The 23,186-nt window shown below is 40.5% G+C and carries 26 protein-coding genes and 1 pseudogene; 10 read left to right on the top strand and 17 right to left on the bottom strand.

All coding sequences use genetic code 11. The features are described from left to right. Positions 1 to 38: 38 nt before the first annotated feature. The 3 genes and pseudogenes from V7K45_RS09620 to V7K45_RS09630 all read right to left on the bottom strand — a co-directional run. Positions 39 to 485, bottom strand: a complete 447-nt coding sequence (locus tag V7K45_RS09620; RefSeq protein ID WP_335002716.1) for an acyl-CoA thioesterase — start codon at positions 483 to 485, stop codon at positions 39 to 41. Then, complete coding sequence (locus V7K45_RS09625) at positions 485 to 1,114, bottom strand: TetR/AcrR family transcriptional regulator (RefSeq protein ID WP_335002718.1); 630 nt, start codon at positions 1,112 to 1,114, stop codon at positions 485 to 487. Before V7K45_RS09625 ends, V7K45_RS09620 begins: the two co-directional genes overlap by 1 nt. A gap of 203 nt (positions 1,115 to 1,317) precedes the next feature. Then, a pseudogene (locus V7K45_RS09630) lies at positions 1,318 to 1,489 on the bottom strand (NADH-dependent alcohol dehydrogenase); the annotation flags it as partial. Between the two features lie 423 nt (positions 1,490 to 1,912). Here V7K45_RS09630 and V7K45_RS09635 point away from each other — a divergent pair. Further along, positions 1,913 to 2,710 (top strand): sulfite exporter TauE/SafE family protein, encoded by a 798-nt coding sequence (locus V7K45_RS09635; RefSeq protein ID WP_335002814.1) that lies wholly within the window; start codon positions 1,913 to 1,915, stop codon positions 2,708 to 2,710. 50 nt (positions 2,711 to 2,760) lie between these two features. Here the strand turns inward: V7K45_RS09635 and V7K45_RS09640 are convergent, their stop codons facing one another. Continuing rightward, complete coding sequence (locus tag V7K45_RS09640) at positions 2,761 to 3,423, bottom strand: cadmium resistance transporter (protein WP_335002720.1); 663 nt, start codon at positions 3,421 to 3,423, stop codon at positions 2,761 to 2,763. A 251-nt stretch (positions 3,424 to 3,674) separates the two neighbouring features. Here V7K45_RS09640 and V7K45_RS09645 point away from each other — a divergent pair, with 251 nt between their 5' ends. After that, positions 3,675 to 4,385: a cadmium resistance transporter gene (locus V7K45_RS09645; protein ID WP_335002722.1), complete on the top strand. Its 711-nt coding sequence runs from the start codon at positions 3,675 to 3,677 to the stop codon at positions 4,383 to 4,385. Positions 4,386 to 4,554: 169 nt separating this feature from the next. Here V7K45_RS09645 and V7K45_RS09650 read toward each other — a convergent pair whose 3' ends face one another. The 3 genes from V7K45_RS09650 to V7K45_RS09660 form a co-directional block, all read right to left on the bottom strand. Next, on the bottom strand, positions 4,555 to 5,109 hold the full coding sequence (locus tag V7K45_RS09650) for a hypothetical protein (protein ID WP_335002724.1): 555 nt from the start codon (positions 5,107 to 5,109) through the stop codon (positions 4,555 to 4,557). A gap of 252 nt (positions 5,110 to 5,361) precedes the next feature. Continuing rightward, a complete protein-coding gene (gene cysK, locus V7K45_RS09655) occupies positions 5,362 to 6,324 on the bottom strand; it encodes a cysteine synthase A (RefSeq protein WP_335002726.1) in 963 nt (320 codons plus the stop codon). Between the two features lie 18 nt (positions 6,325 to 6,342). Beyond that, positions 6,343 to 6,813: an RrF2 family transcriptional regulator gene (locus tag V7K45_RS09660; protein WP_334875083.1), complete on the bottom strand. Its 471-nt coding sequence runs from the start codon at positions 6,811 to 6,813 to the stop codon at positions 6,343 to 6,345. A 226-nt stretch (positions 6,814 to 7,039) separates the two neighbouring features. Between V7K45_RS09660 and cysE the strand changes: the two genes are divergently transcribed. Together cysE and V7K45_RS09670 are read left to right on the top strand one after the other, a co-directional pair. Then, positions 7,040 to 7,765, top strand: coding sequence for a serine O-acetyltransferase (gene cysE, locus V7K45_RS09665; RefSeq protein WP_335002729.1), 726 nt, complete (start codon positions 7,040 to 7,042; stop codon positions 7,763 to 7,765). 250 nt (positions 7,766 to 8,015) lie between these two features. Beyond that, a complete protein-coding gene (locus V7K45_RS09670; RefSeq protein WP_335002731.1) occupies positions 8,016 to 8,606 on the top strand; it encodes a Crp/Fnr family transcriptional regulator in 591 nt (196 codons plus the stop codon). Between the two features lie 6 nt (positions 8,607 to 8,612). Here V7K45_RS09670 and V7K45_RS09675 read toward each other — a convergent pair whose 3' ends face one another. Further along, positions 8,613 to 8,945 carry an NIL domain-containing protein gene (locus tag V7K45_RS09675; protein ID WP_335002733.1) on the bottom strand — a complete coding sequence of 111 codons (333 nt, stop codon included), beginning with the start codon at positions 8,943 to 8,945 and terminating at the stop codon, positions 8,613 to 8,615. A gap of 22 nt (positions 8,946 to 8,967) precedes the next feature. Further along, on the bottom strand, positions 8,968 to 9,633 hold the full coding sequence (locus V7K45_RS09680; RefSeq protein ID WP_335002735.1) for an NIL domain-containing protein: 666 nt from the start codon (positions 9,631 to 9,633) through the stop codon (positions 8,968 to 8,970). Positions 9,634 to 10,379: 746 nt separating this feature from the next. Between V7K45_RS09680 and V7K45_RS09685 the strand changes: the two genes are divergently transcribed. Continuing rightward, positions 10,380 to 11,891 (top strand): hypothetical protein, encoded by a 1,512-nt coding sequence (locus tag V7K45_RS09685; protein WP_335002737.1) that lies wholly within the window; start codon positions 10,380 to 10,382, stop codon positions 11,889 to 11,891. 130 nt (positions 11,892 to 12,021) lie between these two features. On the opposite strand, the gene V7K45_RS09690 is transcribed toward V7K45_RS09685, so the two are convergent. The 7 genes from V7K45_RS09690 to purE form a co-directional block, all read right to left on the bottom strand. Beyond that, positions 12,022 to 12,288, bottom strand: coding sequence for an NIL domain-containing protein (locus V7K45_RS09690; RefSeq protein ID WP_289797696.1), 267 nt, complete (start codon positions 12,286 to 12,288; stop codon positions 12,022 to 12,024). Positions 12,289 to 12,437: 149 nt separating this feature from the next. Next, positions 12,438 to 13,316 (bottom strand): sulfate ABC transporter permease subunit CysW, encoded by an 879-nt coding sequence (cysW, locus tag V7K45_RS09695; RefSeq protein WP_335002739.1) that lies wholly within the window; start codon positions 13,314 to 13,316, stop codon positions 12,438 to 12,440. Beyond that, positions 13,303 to 14,163, bottom strand: coding sequence for a sulfate ABC transporter permease subunit CysT (gene cysT, locus V7K45_RS09700; protein ID WP_335002741.1), 861 nt, complete (start codon positions 14,161 to 14,163; stop codon positions 13,303 to 13,305). The genes cysW and cysT overlap by 14 nt, the downstream gene beginning before the upstream one ends. 218 nt (positions 14,164 to 14,381) lie before the next feature. Continuing rightward, positions 14,382 to 15,581 carry a sulfate ABC transporter substrate-binding protein gene (locus V7K45_RS09705; RefSeq protein ID WP_335002743.1) on the bottom strand — a complete coding sequence of 400 codons (1,200 nt, stop codon included), beginning with the start codon at positions 15,579 to 15,581 and terminating at the stop codon, positions 14,382 to 14,384. A gap of 391 nt (positions 15,582 to 15,972) precedes the next feature. Next, a complete protein-coding gene (locus tag V7K45_RS09710; protein ID WP_335002745.1) occupies positions 15,973 to 16,752 on the bottom strand; it encodes a class II glutamine amidotransferase in 780 nt (259 codons plus the stop codon). A 154-nt stretch (positions 16,753 to 16,906) separates the two neighbouring features. Then, positions 16,907 to 17,206, bottom strand: a complete 300-nt coding sequence (locus tag V7K45_RS09715) for a putative quinol monooxygenase (RefSeq protein ID WP_335002747.1) — start codon at positions 17,204 to 17,206, stop codon at positions 16,907 to 16,909. Between the two features lie 119 nt (positions 17,207 to 17,325). Further along, positions 17,326 to 17,844, bottom strand: a complete 519-nt coding sequence (gene purE / locus V7K45_RS09720; protein ID WP_335002749.1) for a 5-(carboxyamino)imidazole ribonucleotide mutase — start codon at positions 17,842 to 17,844, stop codon at positions 17,326 to 17,328. A gap of 116 nt (positions 17,845 to 17,960) precedes the next feature. Here purE and nagA point away from each other — a divergent pair, with 116 nt between their 5' ends. The 5 genes from nagA (at position 17,961) to V7K45_RS09745 (ending at position 21,252) form a co-directional block, all read left to right on the top strand. Beyond that, positions 17,961 to 19,124: an N-acetylglucosamine-6-phosphate deacetylase gene (nagA, locus tag V7K45_RS09725; RefSeq protein ID WP_335002751.1), complete on the top strand. Its 1,164-nt coding sequence runs from the start codon at positions 17,961 to 17,963 to the stop codon at positions 19,122 to 19,124. 81 nt (positions 19,125 to 19,205) lie between these two features. Continuing rightward, positions 19,206 to 19,469 carry a hypothetical protein gene (locus V7K45_RS09730; protein ID WP_335002753.1) on the top strand — a complete coding sequence of 88 codons (264 nt, stop codon included), beginning with the start codon at positions 19,206 to 19,208 and terminating at the stop codon, positions 19,467 to 19,469. Next, positions 19,447 to 19,854: a DUF4288 domain-containing protein gene (locus V7K45_RS09735; RefSeq protein WP_335002755.1), complete on the top strand. Its 408-nt coding sequence runs from the start codon at positions 19,447 to 19,449 to the stop codon at positions 19,852 to 19,854. The genes V7K45_RS09730 and V7K45_RS09735 overlap by 23 nt, the downstream gene beginning before the upstream one ends. A gap of 286 nt (positions 19,855 to 20,140) precedes the next feature. After that, on the top strand, positions 20,141 to 20,827 hold the full coding sequence (gene bchM, locus V7K45_RS09740) for a magnesium protoporphyrin IX methyltransferase (RefSeq protein WP_289797917.1): 687 nt from the start codon (positions 20,141 to 20,143) through the stop codon (positions 20,825 to 20,827). Between the two features lie 272 nt (positions 20,828 to 21,099). Continuing rightward, a complete protein-coding gene (locus V7K45_RS09745) occupies positions 21,100 to 21,252 on the top strand; it encodes a hypothetical protein (RefSeq protein ID WP_335002758.1) in 153 nt (50 codons plus the stop codon). 307 nt (positions 21,253 to 21,559) lie between these two features. On the opposite strand, the gene V7K45_RS09750 is transcribed toward V7K45_RS09745, so the two are convergent. Further along, entirely contained in the window at positions 21,560 to 22,981 is a 1,422-nt protein-coding gene (locus V7K45_RS09750; protein WP_335002816.1) for a WGR domain-containing protein, read from the bottom strand. Between the last annotated feature and the right edge of the window lie 205 nt (positions 22,982 to 23,186).

Consider the following 23,186-nt stretch of genomic DNA (forward strand, 5'->3'; position numbering starts at 1 on the left):
TCTGTAAAAAATTAAAAAAAATATTGAAGTATTCCTAATTATTGAATTTTATGAATCCCTTGTTGATACTGTAAATATTTTTTTTGTAATTCTTCTGGAATGGGAATAAGACGATTATTTTGCAGACTAACAAAACCACCCTTCTGGCTAGCCACTGCTGCTAACTCATTGTTAGATAAAATTTCAGCTTGCACAGTCCACTTTAAGCGTCCTAAACCACTTAGCCATAAACGTCCAATCACTCGATCGATAATCTTTATTGGACGTTTATATTCAATTTCAGTCCCAGCGATAATTGGTGTATATCCTTGCTCAATTTGTTGATTGAGTTGCCAATGTTCATCTAAAAACTTTAGACGTAAATCCTCTAGCCATCTGATATACACGATATTACTCACAATTCCCATAAAATCAATGTCGTATGTTTTGACTGGAATTGTTAATACTACTTCTAACGGTCTGTGTAAGTTATTATTTTCTAGCATTATTTCTCTTGATATTTTTTAATACTGCTTGGTCTGTTCAATTCAAGTGAAGCTTCCAAGTATTGATTTAGGTGATTAATTACCCTATGGATATGAATTGAATCTCCATAAAGCTTGCTCATCATTATGCCTCCTTCCAGCGTTGCGATTATGATGGTAGCGATTTCATCAGCACTCACTTCAGGGCTAATTTCACCTTTTTCAATTCCTTTTTCAATAATTCGACAAATTAGATGTAGCCAAGAGTTCATCGCTTGTTGAGCACGTTCTCGCAACGCCGGATGAGCATCATCACTTTCCACAGCAGTATTCAGCAGTGGACATCCTCCCTTGATCGGTGGATTTTCTGTGAAGCTACTAAACACCCCAATGATTGCTTGCAGACGTTCTACTGCATGGAATTTGCTTCGTAATGCAAATCTAGTATGTTTCTTAATGCGAGCGATCGCAAAATCAAAAGCCTGTAGTGCCAGATCGTCTTTGCTTTGGAAGTGATTGTAAATTCCTCCTTTCTGTAATCCAGTTACACGCATAATGTCTGACATCGATGAGCCTGCATATCCCTGTTGGTTAAACAGTTCGGCTGCTTGGTGGAGAATTCTATTTTTTGTTTCTTCGCCTTTGGACATTACAGCGATTTATTAGAGTAGAGAATTGTAAATTTACTGAACTAAAAATTACTGTAAATTGAAAATTACCGACCGAACAGTTTTTTTATTATTATCATGATATATGCTTGCAGGTCAAGTATTTTTCAACGCCGAGTTCTGAACAAGGATTTATTCGATGAAGTCAAGGTATACATAGATTTGCACGATGGCATTTGAAGTGAAGACAACGCAGATTTCACCTGGTCATAAATACTATTAGTTTTGATGCTACCTCCACTGTCAGTAATGATAAATTTTGGCATCAACAGAAATTTCAGCAGCAATATTGGCGACTTGAGCTTTGCTAAACAGGATTTTGACTGGGTTGTAAAAACAAAATTTTCCATGAGTTATTAGGCTTGCGGTCTATTATCCAGAGAATATAGCGATATACAAAGCGAATACGCTGGACGTTTGATCGCATTTACAAGTAAAATACGGTAAGTACATCGCTTTACCGGCTTTGGTATGTAAAACCGCAAAAAAACCAGTAAGAAGTTGATTTTAGTCAAACAACTGACCTATAAGCAGTTATCAAAGTCTGTTTCAGCTAAATACCAGTTGTCATACTTCCAAAAACTTCCAGACAGGTTTTAAGTTGTCCAGTAATCCTCTGCCCTAACTTTTAGCTGGATAACCTTTCCTTGTGTCACTCATCTTTTGAGAAACACAATAACTTGCCATGACCAGCTCTATCTACCACTGGGCTGTGATTCGGCTGAGTTATTGCTCTCTAGTAGTGAAGTTCTAGCTGACTTTCTCAAACCCCCAAAGAGTATGCACTATTTATTACTACCATTCTTAAGCTTCTTCGTTGGCATCATAGTTGGTTTGACGGGAATTGGTGGAGCTTCTCTCATCACCCCAATGCTGATTTTTGTTTTTCAGGTTCCACCTTCTATCGCCGTGAGTTCTGATGTTGTAGCTGCCACATTGATGAAGGTTGTTGGTAGCGTCAAGCATTGGGAACAAAAAACCCTGGATACAGAAGTTGTCAAATGGTTAGCCTTTGGAAGTGTTCCAGGCTCATTGTTCGGAGTGGGGATTTTGCACTTCATTAAACATACAGGTGAGTATAGCCTGGATAATATCTTGCTCCGTTTGCTGGGTGGGATGATTTTGCTAGTCACAGTGTTAGCACTAGTGCAATTGTTGTTATTGACTTTTTTCCCAAAATTTAATTTACCCGAACTGCCAAAGTTAGACTTAGAAACTAACTTTGGTCGATTTATAACAATTACTTTGGGAGCAATTTTAGGCTGTTTTGTTGGTCTAACTAGCGTCTCTTCAGGTTCAATGTTTGCCCTAGTGCTGATTGGGTTTTTCCGCCTTGATGCACGGAAGCTAGTGGGTACAGATATTTCACACGCAGCAATTTTACTGATGTTTACAGCCCTTGGTCATCTCAGCCTGGGAACAGTTGATTGGAGTTTGGTACTGCCTATATGGTTAGGCTCTGTGCCTGGGGTGTTACTAGGTGCTAAAATCTGCCAAGTAGCTCCGCAACGCCCACTACGGTTTATTATTTACGCCATTTTAATGATGGTGAGTTGGAAATTAGTTCATCAGGTGTAACCAATTTGAGATTTTCAATTCCAAATCCAGCATTCAATATCCAATATTGATTAACTTCTGACCCAAGGTAGTAGAGTGAATGTACCTCGCTCATACATAATGAATAGACCCAAACCAATTAACACAAAAGGTACAACAGCATTACCGTAGCGACTTAAAATATTAGCAATGGTAGGTTGACGGCTTAAAAAATAAGCGATCGCACACCAAACCCCTACCATGATAAAAAATATACCTAAAATTACTCCCAAACTGGCAAGGTTATGACCAGCGAACAAAGGGATATATATACTAATATTGTCACCACCATTAGCGATCGTTACTGCCGCCACTTTATAGGTTTGGGGGTGCAAAATACTCAAAATAAAAGACAATACCGGGTTAGTAGGTGTAGGCTCTCTAAAATCACTACTGACTGTCTGAACTGTTATAGTTTCTTCTTTTCTAGATATTAATTGTTGAATACCAATTGCTATTGGTAGTAGTCCTAACAATCCTATCCATTCTCGCTGTACAACCAATCCACCAAAAAATCCTGGTAAGCTAGCGATGATAATGGCTGTAAAACCCAGATATTGACCGAGTAAGATATGCCGCCGCCGAAAATTAGCATCTACTTGTGAAAAAAATATTAACAAGATAATGATGTCATCTATGTTAGTGGCGATGAAGGCAATTATCCCTTCACTGAAGGCTGTCCCTAGCTGACTCATGCTGGATTTTTAGAATCTACGATTTACCACCATACCAAATTAACCTTTCAAGTAATTGAACTACACCACTCCCAATACCTTTCGGTTAAGGGAAAAAGGGGCAGGGGTAAAGGGAAAAGAAAAACCTTTAACCTTTTCCCCAAACCCAATTTCAAGTTAAAAATGCACAAAGCGAACAGTATTGACACCACTCCCCACTCCCTATTCTGCATCTCAGTCGTAGTCTAAATACCTGAAAACTGCTGTTAAATATGAGCGAGTTAGTTACTGAAATTACTACAGGGGCAATTGCGTTCATTGCCACTAACATTGATGATATTGTCATTCTATTGTTGTTTTTTTCTCAAATAAATGCTAACTTTCGCCCCCGGCATATAGTTGCTGGTCAGTTTCTCGGTTTTACAGTTCTGTTAATCCTTAGCCTTTCGGGTTTATTCGGTGGGTTAGTTTTATCAAAAAACTGGATTGGATTACTTGGTTTACTACCAATGTCTATAGGTATCAGTAGCTTAGTGAATCAGGAAGAAGATTCATCAAAAGAAGTTTTAGCTGCCACAGAAGAAGCTGAAGCATCAACAATTACTAGCTTTTTATCTCCCCAAGCTTATAGTGTGGCAGTTGTTACCATTGCCAATGGTAGCGATAATATTAGTGTCTATGTGCCTTTATTTGCTAGCTGCAACTTAGAGAATTTTTTGGTAATTATCGGATTATTTTTTCTCTTGTTAGGAGTTTGGTGCTACGTTGCATACAAATTAATTAACAACAGAGTCCTAGCTGATGTATTGACTCACTATATTAATAATCTTGTACCTTTTATTCTGATCGGATTAGGGGTTTTTATTGTATTAAAAAGTGAAGCTTTAAGTCCAATAAAGCTAGCTGCTAGTGGTGTCTGTTTGATGATTTTGGTGAAAAATAATGAAAGTAACGATAAAATTGGCGAAAATTCTAGTAAATGAATGTAACTAGTACGACGGATGTGGCGGAAATTTCCAAAAGGATTGATATTTGAAAAAATTTCTGTTTCTGTATCAGCTAACGGCTGTGCGTACACAGTAGAACAGCAGGAAAGTGTGTCGAAGCAATCGCAATATTTCAAAACAACAGAAGATTAGGCGATCGCTATTGTTAATCAGATGCTCCAGCGTGTATTAATAAACATTGCCTTTGTTCTTGATTAACTATCAAAAATGTAAATCCCCAGATAATAAAATCCCACAGTTCGTCATCGACATCAAAGGCTGGATTATATTGAAAAACTCTTGCATTCTGGTAATCAATACACTCATTTACATTCCGCCAAAAACTTGTAATCAGATTGCGCTTTTTGGATTTTTCAACATTTTTGAATCCGTCAGATGGGTTGATGCGTGCAATAAAAGTATTAATTCTGGTAGTCAGTACTGTGGAAGCATGATAACACTCACACATGGTCGCCAGTTCTGGCTTTGCTCCGGGATAAGCCAATTGGATTAATCTTTGCATTTCTAAATCTGGCGTTGCTTCTTGAGAAGTCTTTTGAATGGCTAGTTTGTCCAATGTTTGAGGCTCTAAATCACCATCCTCAAGCTTTATCCCCTTGGCACTGAACCAGATGACATAGTTGGAACCTTGTAGGCAACAACTCATAGCTTCCATGTATCCATTTAACCTACCCAGTTCTGGTGTATTCTGTATTATCATACTGTTATTGGTTTTGAACGGCTCGAACTTCTTTGTGCCTCCAGCCCAGTATAGTTGCCTTCTTGTACTAAGGAATCAGGATTAAATAACTCCCCAAACTGCAAGGAAGGGCGGATTTGACGATCTAATTAACAGTTCACGATCGTATCAAGGAAACCCGCCCCTACCTAATCCTGGAACTTAGTTTAATTCACGATTCTAAGTTGCCTCATTAAGAGTCTTATCCTGAGAATGCTTACTTACTATAAGAAATCAAACTTTACTCAACCACTCATTCTCCTCTGGGTCTTTGAACAGTGAGGTACTGAGGTAGCGTTCGCCAAAGCTAGGCTGGATCATGACGATGAGGCGACCTGCGTTTTCTGGCCGTTGTGCTACTTGAATAGCCGCGTATAAAGCAGCGCCAGTCGAAATCCCCGATAGCAATCCTTCTTCTTTTGCTAGGCGGCGGCTGTAAGCGATCGCTTGCTCATCTGCTACCTGAATCACTTCATCTACCAGTTCTGAACGGTAAATTGCTGGGACAAATCCCGCGCCGATACCTTGAATTTTGTGAGGGCCTGATTTACCGCCTGCTAATACCGGACTGTTGCTTGGTTCAACTGCGATCGCTTGGAAACTCGGCTTCCGTTTTTTAATAACTTCTGAAACTCCCGTAATCGTCCCACCAGTACCCACTCCCGCCACGAGAATATCTACCTCTCCATCGGTATCATTCCAAATTTCTTCGGCTGTGGTTTCAGCGTGAACTTTCGGGTTAGCAGGGTTGCGGAACTGCTGCAACATATAAGCATTGGGGGTTTTAGCTACAAGCTGTTCTGCATGAGCGATCGCTCCTCGCATCCCTTCTACCCCTGGGGTTAACTCTAGTTGAGCGCCATAAGCTTTGAGCATGGATCTTCTTTCGTGGCTCATTGTGTCAGGCATCGTTAGAATGAGATGGTAGCCCTTGGCAGCTGCTACCATCGCTAGCGCAATTCCTGTATTTCCAGAAGTCGGCTCTACTAAAACAGTTTTTCCGGGGTGAATCAAGCCTGCTTCTTCTGCCACTTCCACCATACTCGCGCCAATCCGGTCTTTCACAGAAGATGCTGGATTCATGCTTTCTAGCTTCACCACAATCCGAGCAACCGCTCCTGACGCTTGGGGAATCTTGTTTAATTGAACTAAAGGAGTTCGGCCGATTAACTCTGTGATATCTTTCGCTATCCGCATGTGGGTACTCCGTCGTGTCTAAATATAATACATTGGACTCTGCTGGGCGCGAGTTTCTCTTTCCTCGCACAAGTCTTGGAGTGTATAACGACCCAAAACTTCTATTGAGGCAGCGTTAGCTTGCTCCCAAACTTCATAAACCAGAGTCTTTTCTAGAGTCGGAGAGTTAGAGGTATCTTTCTCTTTCCGCTCGCCTTCAACCAAAGTGACAATTTCAAGTATTGTAATCTGCCAAGGTTCCCGAACTAAAACGAAACCTCCTTTAGAGCCGCGTTGACTCTGCACCACACCAGCACGCCGGAGGTTGGTCAAAATTTGTTCCAGATAGCGCTCAGGTATGGGTTGCTTGGCAACAATCTCGCTCATAGTTAAAGGAAGTTTTTTTCCGTGGTGGCTTGCCAGTTCTAATAGTGCCAGCAGCGCGTATTCCACTTTGGAAGACAGATCCAAGAGAGCGTAGTTTTGGCTATTCAACACTGTACTCAACATACTACGGTGAATTGAGGGACTTTTCGCAGTTTATGCGAAATTAATTTTTTTCAACTGTGGAATGTGATAGCATCCCACTTATTACCCACAAAAACACTATACTCTATCGATTTACCGTAGATTTTGATATTACACAATTCCCATATAAGGACTCGATCTTTTTCTGGGAATCATCCTGAGTTTCTGTTTTCAGAGCCTCACCTACCAACAAAAATCTCAACAGAGTATGCTACTAACTGATTTGCGAACCATTTTTGAGCGTGACCCAGCAGCCCGTAACTGGCTAGAAGTATTGTTCTGTTACCCTGGACTCCAAGCTCTAGTATTTCATCGATTGGCGCACTGGCTGTATAAAATTGGAATTCCCTTCATACCAAGATTCATCTCTCATATTAGTAGGTTTTTAACCGGAATTGAAATCCATCCTGGGGCATTAATTGGCCAGGGAGTGTTTATTGACCACGGTATGGGAGTTGTGATTGGTGAGACTGCGATCGTGGGGGATTATGCTCTGATTTATCAAGGTGTCACCCTTGGCGGGACTGGGAAAGAAAGCGGCAAACGCCATCCAACTTTAGGCTCTCATGTAGTTGTGGGAGCAGGGGCGAAAGTATTAGGAAATATTCAAATTGGCGATCGCGTCCGTATCGGAGCCGGTTCAGTGGTACTACGAGATGTCCCCAGTAACACGACTGTAGTTGGGATTCCAGGGCGCGTAACTCGTCAGAACAACTTAAATAGCAATGTTCTGGATCATGATAAAGTACGCGACGTAGAAGCTGAAGTAATCCGCGCTTTATTTGAACGCGTCAAGTCTCTAGAGAAACAGTTTGAGCAGTTGGAACAATCAAGTTTGTCCCCAACTGAGCTTGGCGACGAATTAACCGACAACCCTAAGAGCAAAAACTCTGATGGGATGATTGAAGATTTTCTTGATGGTGCAGGAATTTAATTTAGGGAATTGGGTATGGAGAAGAGACAAGGTGGACAAGGAAGAGGGGGTAGACAAGGGAGAGACTTGTTCAATAATTCCCCCTTGTCTCCTTGTCTCCTTGTCCCCCTTGTCCCCCTTGTCCCCCTTGTCCCCCTTGTCTTCCTTGTCTCCTCTGCTCCCCACTCCCGTTTTTAAAATACCCATAGGTTCTTATAACCTGATATAAATGTAGTACTACGGTTAATTTATCGGGGAAGAGTATTATAATATGGTGTCTTTGTACACAAGCTTATCTAGTTCAAGCAGTAACAATACTAAGCAACTTTTTGCCCGTAGATCATTTCTGCCAGAGCACCATAACGACCTTTGGAAGATTGAAACGGGTTTTGTGAGAACTTTTAGCTATCTGGAAGATGGTACAACTGTTGCTTTAGGATTGTGGGGCCCTGGAGATATCGTTGGTAAGAGGTTGTCAAAATTAGAACCTTATCAGATGGAATGCCTAACTAAAGTGGAGGCAACAGTTTTACCTCTAGAGAAATGCACTGAACTAACAGAAACTCTACTTGCCCATATTCAACAGGCTCAAGAATTGATGATCATTCGTAGCCATAAAAAAGTGGATACTATGCTCATCAAGCTATTGGCATGGTTATCCAAAAAGTTTGGTTCGGAAGTTGAGAAGGGACGTTTAATAGATATGCGTCTGACTCATGAAGACCTGGCGGAAATGCTCGGTTCAACTCGTGTTACTATCACCCGTGTTCTTGGGCAGTTTGAGCAAGAGGGCTTGATCGATCGCCTCTCCCTACATCGAATTGTGTTGCGAGAAGAAGAAATTTGGTACTATGAAATTTAAATTATTTTAGTAAAACCAGCTATCGCCGTCGGCATTCGGCTTGCCCACAATTCTAAGATTCAAGGATTCTAGGTAAGCTAAACCGCGATAAATTTGTGGCACTGTTCCCCGCAGTTCAATGTCAAAGTATCCTTCTGCATTTGGTTGTAGCATAGCCTTGGTAATATTAACTACTAAGCCGCAAGTAGAAATTAACTGCGAAATCACGGGCGCTTGCAGATAGCATTTGGGAATATGTATCCGCAGACGAATCTGAGTAACTTGGCTTTTTTCAGAAACTGAAGAAACCAGTGATAATCTGTTTTGGGAATTGTTTTTTTGGTTATTTAGTGCTGCCATTGGATAGTGATAATTTTATTAATTAGCGTAGGCGTAGCCCGTCGTAGACATCGCTATAAACGCTAGACAAATCTAGCCAAATCGGTAGTCCCAGTTTTTCTAAATAACTCAAGCTAGAGTAGAGTTGCTTTGTTCTCCCCCACAAATCCAAGTCAAACCAGCCGTCATCTTGCGTATCGGGTTGAAGTATAGCACTGGTAATATTGACTGTTAGTCCATAACTAGAAACTAACTCGGAAATTACTGGTTCTTGGTAATAAGATTTTAAGATACACAGTTGCAAGCGTAATCGATTGGTTTGACCCTGAGAAATCCATTGCTGGAATTGTTCTTGCCATTTATTTGTCAGCCATGCAGAGTCTTTGGGACTCAGTTTGATAGCTGAATTTGGGAAAGGTAGAGTGTGCTGGTTGGGTTGAATTTGGTTAGCGATCGCTAGTTGCAGTAAATTCACTCCCAATCCTTGCAAGTAAGATAGGCTATTTGTCAATTTTTGAGGATTTCCTGAAAGTTCCAAATCAAACCAGCCATCGCTGTCACTGTCAGATGTCAGGGATGCAGCTTTGATATTGACGGTTAAATCATAACGAGAAACCAGTCGAGAAATTACAGGTTGCCTGTTATACCGTTGAGGCACGAGAATTCGACTGTGGACTGAAGCGGATTCTACAGATTTACTCTGAGACATCAGATTAATTCCCAATAGCTATCGCAATTTTTGGGTTTGGCAGAGAATCTTGCTGATGCCGTACCCTCACAACTCAACTGTGCCTGCTTGAATGTCAGCCTCATAAAAATTTTCATATTTCTAGCTTTTTTTAAAATACTGCAACTCTATCGATTTTATGTACTTACTTGTTATGTAAAGGAGACTCCCACAAAGACTGAAAAAATACAATGGGTAAAATAACGTAAATCAAACTCATTATATTTTGACTGGTTTGAGGTTAATACGGTTGACATTTTTACCAAAATACTATAGAAGTAGCTTTTCCAGAGATAGTCTAGTTTGAGTAATCCACCCGCAACTTGAGACTTAGGCAGTGGACGATGTTAGATGCTCTACTTGGAAGGAAAGTTTTTATTCATACTTATTTCCTCCAGCAATAACTGCCATCTCTTGTGAGAAGTAGAACGGTGTTAATAATTAAAGGTTTAGATTAAGCGGCTCTAGCTCTACTTTGGGGACTAGAGCCTTCAAAGTAGAGAAAAATTATGCTTTTTACATTACTTAATGTACTTTAATTTATTCTTACCTACTTACTTAAATATTTTTGATGCTTCAGCTAATTTTTAATAAAATGAAAAGTTAGTGTTGACGCGATCGCAGAAACTTTAAACTTTAAGTTCATATCCTAAAATTGCCTTGATCTTTACTCTGTTAGGATATTAATGACTGTAGAATAGTCGCTTTGACTTTGATGATAAAGGTTAATGATTAATATTACTAAATTAAATAAAATTGACTTTTTAGTTTTGATTGCAATTGTAATTATTGGTCTTATCCATGTACCTTTTCCATTTGATGGAGATCAAGCATTTTTTAGGCTTGGTGCTTTGGAGATGCAACAAGGAAAGTTACTCTATCGTGATTTTTGGGATGTGAAGCAACCGGGGATTTTTTGCTTTTACTTTTTAGGAGGAACTTTATTTGGTTTTAATGAGATTGGCATCCATCTCTTTGAACTTATTTACATGGTATTTCTATCTATAATAATGTTGCTGAGTCTAAAAAGCTATTTTCAGCATCCAATAATCGCAAGTCTAGTACCTTTGTTAACAGTTGGCGTTTACTATACTGTTTCACAGCCTTGGCATCTTACTCAAGTAGAGGCATTAGTTAGTTTGCCTTTATTTACTTGTGTTTGGTTAACTTCTCAATCTTTTAAACATGAAGGTAGAAAAAAAATTTTTATACTTTTACTATCAGGCTTGATTGGTGGAATTGTCATCACATTTAAATTAATACTTTTACTAGTATTACTTTCCTTTTGGCTAACTATTTTGATATATTCTTTGCTTATCAAACAGCAGCCAATTCCAAAAGTATTTGTAGAAATTTTTATTCCCATTTTTATGGGAATTATATTTCCTATTTTATGTATTGTTAGCTATTTTGCCTGGTTTAATAGTTTACCAATTTTGTATGAGACATTTTTTTTATATCCACCTCGGATTGTTGCTAATTCTCAATTTAACCCAAGTGGGCTTTTTGCAGGAATCAAATGGTTCTTAAATAATTTTTACCCTCTAATTTTAGCCGCTACTGTTGCAATAGATGTATCATTACGTAAGTCTAAGAATATATTGACTTTGCTACTTGTTATTTGGTGTATTTTTGCTTGGGGTGTGATTGCTCTACAACGTGGCGCATTTTGGGAATACCATTATTTACTATTATTTGTACCTTTAGGTATTTTAGCTACTAAAGGATTAGATGTTTTATGGGAGTCTTTAAGAAAATTGAGTTCCCCATTTACGACAATTCTGCTGATATTTTTGTTTTTCTTCCCTTTATCGCACACTTTGATAAAAAAGAGTGTTGTTCTAGCTAATAATAACTTTGCTTTAACTGAAGAGGCACGATTCAAATATCAGACTGTTTTTAGAGAAAAATATCCATCTCTTCGTTCAGAGGCTGAATTTATCTCCCAACCAGGAAGTCTTCCTGGCAAGATTTATGTAGCTGGCGATCCATCTATTTACTACTTCTCCAATCGAACTCAGGCAACATCACTACGTGGTTGGGCACTTGAATATTTTCTGCCTGAGCAATGGACAAAACTTTTAGAAGAGTTAGATTCATCTAAGCCTCCTTATATCTTTATTGATGATATTCAGCAGCCTACTATCAACAAAAATTTCCCAAAAATGCTGGAATTTCTTGAGGGAAGATACCGTATTTTACGTCAAAATAATAACGGTATTTGGTATACCCTTTTGTAGAGAAATCACTACAGCAATTCTGAATCATTCATGAGAAACAAGATCCCCAACAACTTTTATAAAGTCAGGGATCTGCGGGTTGCAAGACTCTTAAAACCAGATAAATAAACTGTTTGTGTTGCTATAACTCTTACCAATCGCTTGCTTTAGTATCATCCCAGACTTCCAATTCCAAATCGCGGAGATAAGTTAACCCGCTTTGAATTTGTGCATCTGTTCCTTGTAGTTCAAGGTCAAACCAACCATCTCCGACAGCATTAGCTCCCAAAATCGCTGCCGTGATATTCACAATCAGTCCGTAGTCAGACACCAGGCGAGAAATGACAGGTTCCTGGTGATAATCTTTAGGAATTCTGAGTCGAATCCGTTTATTGGTAAGTGTATTGTCAGTAGCCATATCTGAGTTATTTCAATCCCTAATCGGGATTGGTACAGAACTACTCTTAACCCTAACGGTAATTTCCTGATAGGTACTAGGTAGATCGTACCATGTCCCATGATTTGCTTGTATCCTATTCAAAAGATAACTATAATTGCTTGATTTTTCTATTCAACATCTTTAATGCGGGTTTTCCGTTCTAGAATCTCCTTCAGCACCAAGGTTACTACTGCTAACAACGCTAACAGTACAGCCGCAGAAAAAGCCGCTTCCGTTTCGTATTGTTTGTAAGCGTCTTCTACAAACAGTGGTAGGCTCTGGGTTTGGTCAGCAATGTTACCAGATACCACTGAAACCGCTCCGAATTCACCCATTGCTCTGGCGTTGGTCAAAATTAAACCGTAGAGTAAACCCCAACGGATACTGGGTAGAGTGACGCGCCAAAATATCTGCCAATCTTTCGCACCTAGAGTTCTAGCAGCTTCTTCTTGATCCTTACCAAACTCTTCTAAAACCGGAATCACTTCCCGCGCGACAAAGGGCATACTCACGAAGGCTGTAGCCAGTACCATACCTGGAAAGGCAAAGATAATCTTGATATCATGGGCTTGAAGCCAAGGGCCAAACCACCCATTGCGGCCGTAAAGTAGGACAATCATTAATCCTGCAACTACGGGCGAAATTGAAAAGGGCAGGTCAATAATGCTCAAAACTACGGCGCGTCCAGGAAATTTATAACGAGCGATCGCCCAAGCTGCACATAAACCAAATACCGTATTTAAAGGTAGAGAAATCACAGCTAACAACAGTGTCAGCCAAGCTGCATGGATAAAAGCTGGTCGCGTCAGGTTGGACAGAAACGGCCCAGTTCCTTTGCTGAAGGCTTGGACAAAAACGTTAATTGCCGGGATGTATTGAACTAAGGCTAAATAGGCGATCGCTATCCCAATTAAAACTATTGGCACCCAACTCTTCTGCTCTTTCGGCTTGGCTGTATCTGTATCAGACCCAGATGATGAGTGAAAACTTGGCTTATCTACTGTCATATCGCCTTGCCCATCCTTGTAAGAAATTAATTGCCAATAGCAGTACCAACGAAATTGATAGTAAAACTATGCCAATTACTGTTGCACCAGAATAGTCATACTGCTCTAGGCGTTGAAAAATCAACACAGGTGCGATTAAATCTTGATAGGGCGTATTGGAAGAAATAATTACAGTCGAACCATACTCTCCAACTGCACGGGAAAAACCCAAGGCAACACCAGTCAAAATTGTGGGAAATAAAGGTGGCAAAATCACTTTCCAGAAGGTCTGCCATTGAGAAGCACCCAGACACCAAGCGGCTTCTTCAATTTCATGTTCCATTTCCTGAAGCACGGGTTGCACAGTTCTCACAATAAAAGGTAGTGAGATAAATATCATTGCTACCGCTACTCCCGTGCGGGTAAAAGATACCTTAATTCCCAGTGGTGCTAGTAGCGAACCTAGCCACCCGTTATCGCTGTAAACTGTTGCCAGGGTTAGCCCAGCGACAGAAGTTGGTAGTGCAAAGGGTAAATCTACTGTGGCGTCAATCAAGCGCTTGAAGGGAAAGTTGTAGCGAACCAGAACCCAAGCAATCAGAGTTCCAAATACGCCATTGAGTAAGGCAGCAAATATTGCCGTCACAAAAGTTACGTTGTATGTTGCTAATGCGATATCACTGGTTGCGATCGCCCAAAATTTCGCCGGAGGTTCCGTACTTGCTTTCAAGAACATGGCAACTATGGGGATAAACAACATCACTGTCAGGTATCCTATGGTGATTCGCCAAGTCCAAGGAACCCGCCCCAATTTTTTCCAGAACGGTGTTTTGCGTTCAACTTCCACAGACGGAGATACAGTCGTCATAGTCAAAAATTCAAAATCTAAAATTCATAAGAAGTTTTGGCGTTGCTGATTGGGATATGAAAAATAATTTTGCGTCATTTTAAAATCTTTGTAGAGACGTTGCATTACAACGTCTCTACATCCATCTTCATAACTCGATTCAGCAACACCGAAGTTTTTTGTTAGTGATTGGGTGTTTTTTCTACTAACCACCCAACCCACGATTGACTAATGACTAATTACTTTTTCTTGGCTTGAATTTGGTCAAAAATAGCTCCATCTGCGAAGAATTTCTTATTGATTCCATCCCAACCACCGAAGTCTGCAACTGTACCCAAGGTTTTCACTTTAGGAAATTTGTCTGCAACTTCTTTACTTAGGGTCAAAGTATCATCCGCTGGTCGGAATCCCAATCTTGCAAACTCCTGTTGAGCCTCTGGGGTATATAGATATTTGACAAAACCTTCGGCAACTTCACGCGTACCGTGCTTATCAACATTTTTATCTACCACTGCGATGGGATTATCAATAGATATATTGACATCAGGGATAATCGCAGTCAACTTTTCACCCTTTTGTTCTGCCAAGATGATCTCATTTTCATAGTTAATTAGGGCATCACCTTGACCTTGCTTGAAAAATGCATCAGTAGCTTCACGGGCATCTTTTGTCAGCAAAGGCACGTTTTTATAGACTTTAGTAACAAATTCAGTCGCTTTTGCATCATCTCCACCAGTTTTAATCACTGAATTCCAAAGAGCTAAGAAATTCCAACGAGCAACTCCTGATGTTTTAGGATCGGCAGTGATTAGTTTGATACCGTCTTTAGATAAATCTTGCCAAGTCTTGATGCCTTTAGGATTTCCTGGACGGGTGACTAATGCTGCAACTGATTTGGAGACGATACCATTGTTGGGAACTTCTTTCTCCCATCCTGGCTGAATTAATCCAGCCTTCTCAATCTTTGTGGTATCTCCAGCTAGTGCCAAGTGGACAACATCTGCTTCCAAACCATCAATAACAGCGCGAGTTTGGGAACCAGAACCACCATAGCTTTGCTTGAAGACAACAGTTTGATTATGATCTTTTTTCCACTGTTCTACAAACTTAGGAATAATTGCTTCGTGAGCGGCTTTGGTGACAGCAAAGGAAACTAGAGTCAGTTCAACATTATCTTTGCTTGCAGCCACAGGAGTAGCATTAGCAGCAGGGGTTTCAGAGGAAGAAGTACTCCCAGTTCCTCCACCAGAGCAGGCGGCAAGGGCTACACTCAATACAGTACCTACCAAAAAGAGTGATACAAAGCCTTTGAGCGAACTTAGTCTGAACCGATACGTTCTATGTTCAGCGTAGATGCGTTCGCGGAGCGTCTCGCACAGAAGCAGCTTGTCGTAAGACATCGCTTGTAATCTTTTCAGTAGGCGTTGCCACAAACTCATTCTATTTCCTCCACTAAATCTACAGATAATTGATGGGAATACGGTTATATACTGTTTATAATACTGGATGATTCCATGTATCTAGTTGCAAACACCAAAAAACCTCAGATTCTTTATCAAGAACATGGTGATTTTACCAGTTCTATGAAAAATTAAAAATGCTTTTACTTTCAACTATCAAATTGCGTAGGCGCAGCCCACCGTAAGCATCGCAATTAGCTATCTGATGCATCAAGCAACTTGCTAGGGAATAGCTAATTTTTCAGGACAGTTTATTCTAGCGATCGCCTTTACTCAATGTAGGGCAACAAAATCAAGTCAGTCCTGAGCATCAAAAACAAAACCCATTTAGAAATTATCTAAATGGGGAAAATCGAACAACTATTTATTATTAACTGAATGCATATTTCAGGGGCAAACCGTCCTGAAAAACTAGTAATTCCCCTGGTTGGATTTGTGTCCAAACTTCGTTGTCAGTCAGGGGCGTGGTAGCAATGACAGCGACGCGATCGCGTTCAGTAGTCACTTCCCGAAAATCTACGGTCATGTCTTGGTCAATTAAATGGGCAGCAGCAAAGGGCGCTTGGCGAATAATGTAGCTGAGTTTAGTTGAGCAATAAGCAAAAAAGTGTTCTCCATCTGATAATAAGTAATTAAATATACCTACTTTCGCAATTACAGCAGTAATTTCTTGCAGCACAAAGTACAGTTCCTTGATATCGGGCTTACCTTTAGGAAAGCGCGATCGCAATGTTTCTAGGATCGTACAGAATGCTTTTTCACTATCGGTATCACCTACAGCTTGATAAAAGCCCAAATTTTCTGGATCAAAATCTGGCAAATTACCGTTGTGGGCAAACACCCAATACTGACCCCACAATTCTCTGCGGAAAGGATGGCAATTGTGTAGGGCAATTTCACCCTGAGTAGCTTTGCGGATATGGGCTATGACATGGGTTGAGTGGATGGGATAACTCCGCACAAACTCCGCTACCGGAGAAGCAACAGAAGGTTGAGCGTCTAAAAACATTCGACATCCCTTTCCTTCAAAGAAAGCAATGCCCCAACCATCGCTATGGTCATCTGTTTTTCCTCCCCGTGCAGAAAACCCTTCAAAAGAAAAGCAAATATCCGTTGGAACATTGCAATTCATTCCGAGCAATTGGCACATTAGCTCTCAATTTTTGACTAAGGTCTCAGGATCAAGATACTTCAGAATGCTGCATTGATTCTGGAGCGATCGCTTCAATCTTAGAATTTAAGGCTGAGATATTCCATAACGATCCCCAAAAGTAAAGAGTCTGCTTTTAGTTAGTGTGATGACACTATGCTAAAAGATGGTAGCGGCGGATATCTGGTGCAGCAGTCACTAAACCTTCGAGTTTAGCTGCTGCCGTTTGGAAATGAGGTGAATCTAGATGAGTATTTAGGGCTTCATGAGAAGCCCACTCTTCTACAAAAGTAAAGTCTGTTGGATCGTATTGGTTTTGCAAAAGTTCATACTTAATCGCACCTGCTTCCTGACGGGTTGGCTCAATAAGTTCCAACAGTACAGCTTTTAGTTCTTCTACTTTGTTAGGCAAAGCAATAACACGGGCAACAATCTGAATAGTTTGGTTTGTCATTTGTCATTTGTCATTTGTCATTAAGTCAAGAGTTAGGAATTCTTTCGCTGCTCCTCTGCTTCCTCGGTTACTGAGCGCAGTCGAAGTATGCTCCTCTGCTGCTCTGGTATTAATATTTATTAAAACATCTGCTGTAAATATTGTTCATAGCCTAGTTCTTCTAGTTTTGCTTGCTTTGCAATTACTGATTCACATAGGCTTTGACGATATTGTTGCACTTTTTCTAACAATTCTGGTTGATGAGTTGCGAGGATTTGTACTGCTAAAAGTCCGGCATTTTTGGCATTACCGATCGCTACTGTTGCCACAGGAATACCACCAGGCATCTGTAAAATAGAATACAAAGAATCTACACCTTGTAAGTTCCGAGTGGGTACAGGAACACCGATCACAGGAAGGGGAGTTAAAGACGCTACCATTCCAGGTAGATGGGCAGCACCACCGGCGCCAGCAATAATTACCTTAATACCGCGTTGGTGTGCAAGTTGAGCATATTGCACCATGCGTTCTGGGGTGCGGTGAGCCGAAACGATCGCAACTTCGCTTTCAACGCCAAATTCTTCACAAACTGCGATCGCATCTTTCATAGTGGGCAAATCGGAATCGCTGCCCATGATAATACCAACTAGGGGAGTCATAGAATTTTGGATTTTGGATACTTCGACTTCGCTCAGTACAAGTTTTGGATTTTGGATTAATTGCCGATTGTTCCATCTAAAATCGGGTCAGGTTTAATTATTCCCTAGCCAGTGTGATGACCCAAGCAACACAAAATCCTGTAGATATTATCAATGCTAGAGTACCTGGTTACAAAGATTTGCAGATGCTCTTGGTTAATCAAGAGGGCATAATAGAGCAAATCTTGCCAATGGATACAGTCGGGAAAGACATCTGTGCATCTGCGATCGATGTTGTAGGTGACTGGATTTCATTAGGTGGCGTTGATTTGCAAATTAACGGTGCATTGGGTTTGGCATTTCCTGATTTAACGGCTGAAAATGCTCATATACTCCAGAAAATAACGCAATTTTTGTGGAATGTGGGGGTAGATGGATTTTTACCGACACTTGTGACAACTTCAGTAGAAAAAATTCAGCGATCGCTTGCTGCGATCGCTGATATTATCCCCAGTAAACAAGCAGGTGCCAAGATTCTCGGAGTCCATTTAGAAGGCCCATTTTTGAATTACCAAAAGCGCGGCGCACACCCAGCAGAGTACTTGTTACCTTTAACAATTGACGAGGTAAAACGGGTTTTGGGAGATTATGCCCACGTCGTAAAAGTCATAACTTTAGCGCCGGAGTTAGATCCCACTGGCGAAGTAATTCCATATTTGCGTTCTTTGGGAATTACCGTTAGTTTAGGACATTCTCAGGCAACATCTGCCCAAGCGCAACTTGCATTTGAACTCGGTGCAACGATGGTAACTCATGCTTTCAATGCCATGCCACCATTGCATCACCGCGAACCAGGATTATTAGGGGCAGCAATTACTCATCCTGATGTGATGTGTGGTTTTATTGCTGATGGTGAACACGTTTCGCCCACGATGCTGCAAATATTACTTCGCGCTAGCTATGAAGAAAAAGGGCTGTTCCTCGTCAGCGATGCCCTTTCACCTCTGGGGCTACCCGATGGCGTGTATCCTTGGGACAGTCGGCAAATTGAAGTTAAAAACGGTACAGCACGACTGGCGGATGGCACTTTATCGGGGACGACTTTACCTTTATTAGTGGGAGTGCAGAATTTGGTGAAGTGGGGGATTTGTGATGTGGAGACTGCCATTTTACTAGCTACCACTGCACCTAGACAGGCAATTGGTTTGCCTGGAATTGTCAAGAGTCAAGCCGCTAATTTATTACGCTGGTATTGGGATGAGGAAACAAAAGAACTAACTTGGCAGCGATTATTGGGCTAAATTTCGCGTCAAGGTGACAGGGAAAGAAGCGTTAATTTACTTAGTAAAAATGTACATTTCTGAGATAGACATCATAAACTAATGGATATAGCTTTACTTGTTAAATTTCTCGCTCCCTGTCTGCCATTTTTGTTGAATGTGGGTAAGAAAGTCGTAGAAGGGGCATCTCAAAAAGTAGGTGAGGATGTTTGGAATAAAGCCAAAGCTATTTGGACTAAGTTATATCCCAAAGTAGAGTTTCCGAGCGAGTTTCTGAACTCTTATTTAGAAGACATCAAGAAAAACAAATCGGCTAGTGGTAAAAAAGCTTGGAAATTATTGAATGATAATAGATTTAAAAAGTAGCTGTGGAGAACATGAGATGAAAACTGAAAGTGCAAATAAAGCGGAATTTTTATACATTGCTATAATTCTCTACAAATCATCTTCAGATAAACCCGATCGTCAACCTTTGTACCAAGAAAGCTTTGTTTTGATTAAAGCTGCTTCTTTAGAGCAAGCAAAAGCTAAGGCTTTGAATTATGGTAAAAATGAAAGTGTAAGCTATACAAATGAAAATGGAGAAACTATTACTTGGTATTTGCAGCAAGTAGTAGACGTAAATTCAGTTTTGTATGATGACTTGGATTCATCTGAGGATATTGTTGATTTATATGCTCGACATTTTCATAATTATCATGCTTATCAGTCATTTGAGCCGTTATTATCTCAAGAGCAATTTGGAGAATAGCTATAAAACCACGCGATCGCTCTTGTCGATTCCCATCACTGAGACAAAAGCGATCGCAATTGTTTTTACTTGCATTGACTCCAATGAAACCTAAGTTAAATTAAGTATTTTGCCTGTTATTGAGTTTTGCGCGTCTGGGCTGGAATTCGACACCCTGAGTTCTTCTGTGCACGTAAGTATCCTTGCTTATCGGCCAACTATCATCTGGAAAAATCTGGAAGACCGCTCTTATGGGTTCCTATCAATGATAATTTTAAGCATTGGGAACTCCTAAAAATCGAAGTTTATGAACGCAGCCGACGACAAAACGATTGTTCGCGAGTATTTCAATTCCACAGGGTTTGACCGTTGGAAGCGAATCTACGGCGATGGCGAAGTCAACAAAGTCCAATTAGACATCCGCAATGGACACCAGCAAACTGTGGATACAGTTCTCGGTTGGCTAAAGGCTGATAACAATTTACCAGAGCTATCAATCTGTGATGCTGGGTGTGGTGTTGGTAGTCTCAGCATTCCCCTGGCGGTAGATGGTGCCAAAGTCTATGCCACCGATATTTCAGAAAAAATGGTAGAAGAAGGCAGAGATAGAGCAAAGCAAACTTTGGGAAATACCGAAAATCCTACTTTTGCCGTGCAGGATTTGGAATCGTTGAGTGGTAGCTACCATACTGTTATTTGCCTAGATGTTCTCATCCATTACCCTCAAGAAAAAGCCGATGAGATGATATCTCACCTCTGTTCTTTGGCACAGTCGCGGATAATTCTCAGTTTTGCGCCGAAGACTTGCGCCCTGAGTATACTCAAGAAAATTGGCAGTTTCTTTCCTGGGCCAAGTAAAGCCACTCGTGCATATTTGCATCGTGAGGCTGATGTGGTGAAAATCTTAGAAAGCAATGGCTTTTCTTTGCAACGACGGGCAATGACGAAGACTCGCTTCTATTTTTCTCGCCTACTGGAAGCTACACGCAATTAAGGTTAAAATCGCAGCAAAGGTATCATAAACCTCTGCTGCGATTTGACAATCTCAAACCTGAGATATAGTAAATATTGCCGTTGGCATCAAGCTTTGTTTTGCTCAATGTTGGTATTCTGGCAAAAAGAAAGGGGAATAATAAAGTGATTAAATATGCTGAACGTTGAATTTTTTCCGAAGAAGAATATCTAGAGGCATTCCATTCAATTTATGAGGGATTAACTCTAGGACATAAAGCTATCTTGGATAAGTTATATCAGCATTGTTACTTTATGAAAGATAATCGCAGATTACGTACTTGGGAGTTATCTGAAGCTGCTGAATATGATGGTGATTCTCCTGGACAAATTGGTCATATAGGTGCAAGTTTTTGCAAGTTTTTTGGAGTAAAAATGATGAATTTGGTCAACCAGCACTTGCAATAGTTAATTGGTTTGCAGATGAAACGAATGGATATTGGTACATTGAGCTAATTCCTGAAGCAGCTAGAGCATTTAAGCGTTTTCGCCTCGAAACTGTCTAATTACAAAGGTTGATAATGTTAGTTAATTTATACAGGGAAATTCGCTACTTCCAAAGCATTTTTGAGGTTATCGTAAGCTGTGCGAGATTGAGTCTCAGTCTTTACGGTTTAACCTGGGACTGAATGCTTTAGTGTCGGCGCTTTTCGAGAGACGTTGCGATCGTCTCAAATGCCGAGCGTTGTAGTGCTGAAGCTGACGCTCTATCTAGTTAAACTAATTTTTGAATATCACCATAGGTACGGTAAAATCCGCCACTGGCTGATTCACGTATTTCTTGAACAAGGTAACGCGCACCTTCAACACGAATATCTTTGGGAAACTGGACTTTCCAGTTGTGGTTGTAACCATCAGAAACAACACGAACTCTCAATTTACTTCCTTCTCGAAAGCATTCAACAATAACCCCAGAGCTTGTATTTGTAGTAGTTTCTAGAACAGATGAGGGTGCTGCTCCTTCACCTAATGGTGCTTTTATTACTACAGCTTCAGGAACTGTGCCTGTTTGAGCAGAGCCAATCGCAGTTTCACTAGCATCAATGCAAGCCAAATAACCATCTGTTGTAACAATATAAATATAGTTGTTGAAAAACTGCATAGATAAAGCCGAGCCACACCCTGTAGAAAGCTTCCAAAGACGCTCTCCTAGCCGATCAAAGCAGTAAATGGAAGAACTATTGTCTCCAGCAAACACATACTTCCCGTTAAGTGCGGTAGCGCAAGAGTAAACTGACGCATCACATTTGAAAACGGAGCCAACTTCCCCATTTTTATTAAAGCAGTAAACTTTATGGTCGCTTGTTCCGGCATAGACTGTTGATGCCTCTTGCCAACCAAACAGTACGCTGCCTTGAGTTTTTTGATGCCATAACATCCGACCTTCAAGGCGATCGTACATTGTCACGCCTTTGCTATGACCGTGATAAATCCCAGATTGGTCACAACGTACCATCCAGCCGGAATCGCCTTGACTTAGACGAGTCCACTGTGATTCATCATCATGATCGATTGTCGTTACCCCACCATTGGCATCAGAGACGGCTAACAATCCATCTTTGATATCTAACCAAAAAATATCGACATTTTCATCAATTTTGTAGCTCAGACGCGGTAGTTTGCCAGTCAGGTCGTAAACATTGCCGTCATCGCAACCAGCATAAATCCAAATATCATCGGCAACTAAACATTTAACGCCATCAGGAAGCTTAAACCGATTGATCGTTTGACCTTGATGATTCAAAGCAAAAACTTGACCTGCTTGATTTCCAACCCAGCAACGTTTGGCATCAATGAAAATTCCAAAAGCAGCTGAATTAGAAGCAAACTTCCAAATAATCGGAGCTTGTTTTGCGGTGGAAATAGTGCTGCTGACTTGGCGGCGTGTCACAGGGCGCTTCTGGCGAACACCCATAACAGCTACCTCGTAACCTTTTTTGAGCTTTTCTTTAATTTTTTTATTAGCCTCTGCTTTCGCTTTCTCAGAAGTTGGATAAGCTTTTGTTTGAGTTTGCCCACAGTCGCCAATACGACCGTAACGTATAGTTAATTGGTTATCTTGAACTATCACTTCATAAAACTTGTGAGAACTTCCACTAGCTTCGGAAAGCTCTAAATATGTCTTTTCTTCTGGGATCACTTCTCTCATAAAATTAATACCAATGTTTAAATATACAAAAAAATTTGGGGTATGCAAATTAGCTACGAAATTAGACTTTGCCCCGATCTATTGTGGGAAGTATCTTGAGCTTTTAGCACTGATCTAGATCACGAGTTAATAAAATTTTTTAAGTTATTTATAATACTGAAAACTTAATATAGTTACATACACTACTTAGCTA

Origin of the sequence: Nostoc sp., assembly GCF_036917375.1 — a bacterium.
Lineage (GTDB): Bacteria > Cyanobacteriota > Cyanobacteriia > Cyanobacteriales > Nostocaceae > Nostoc.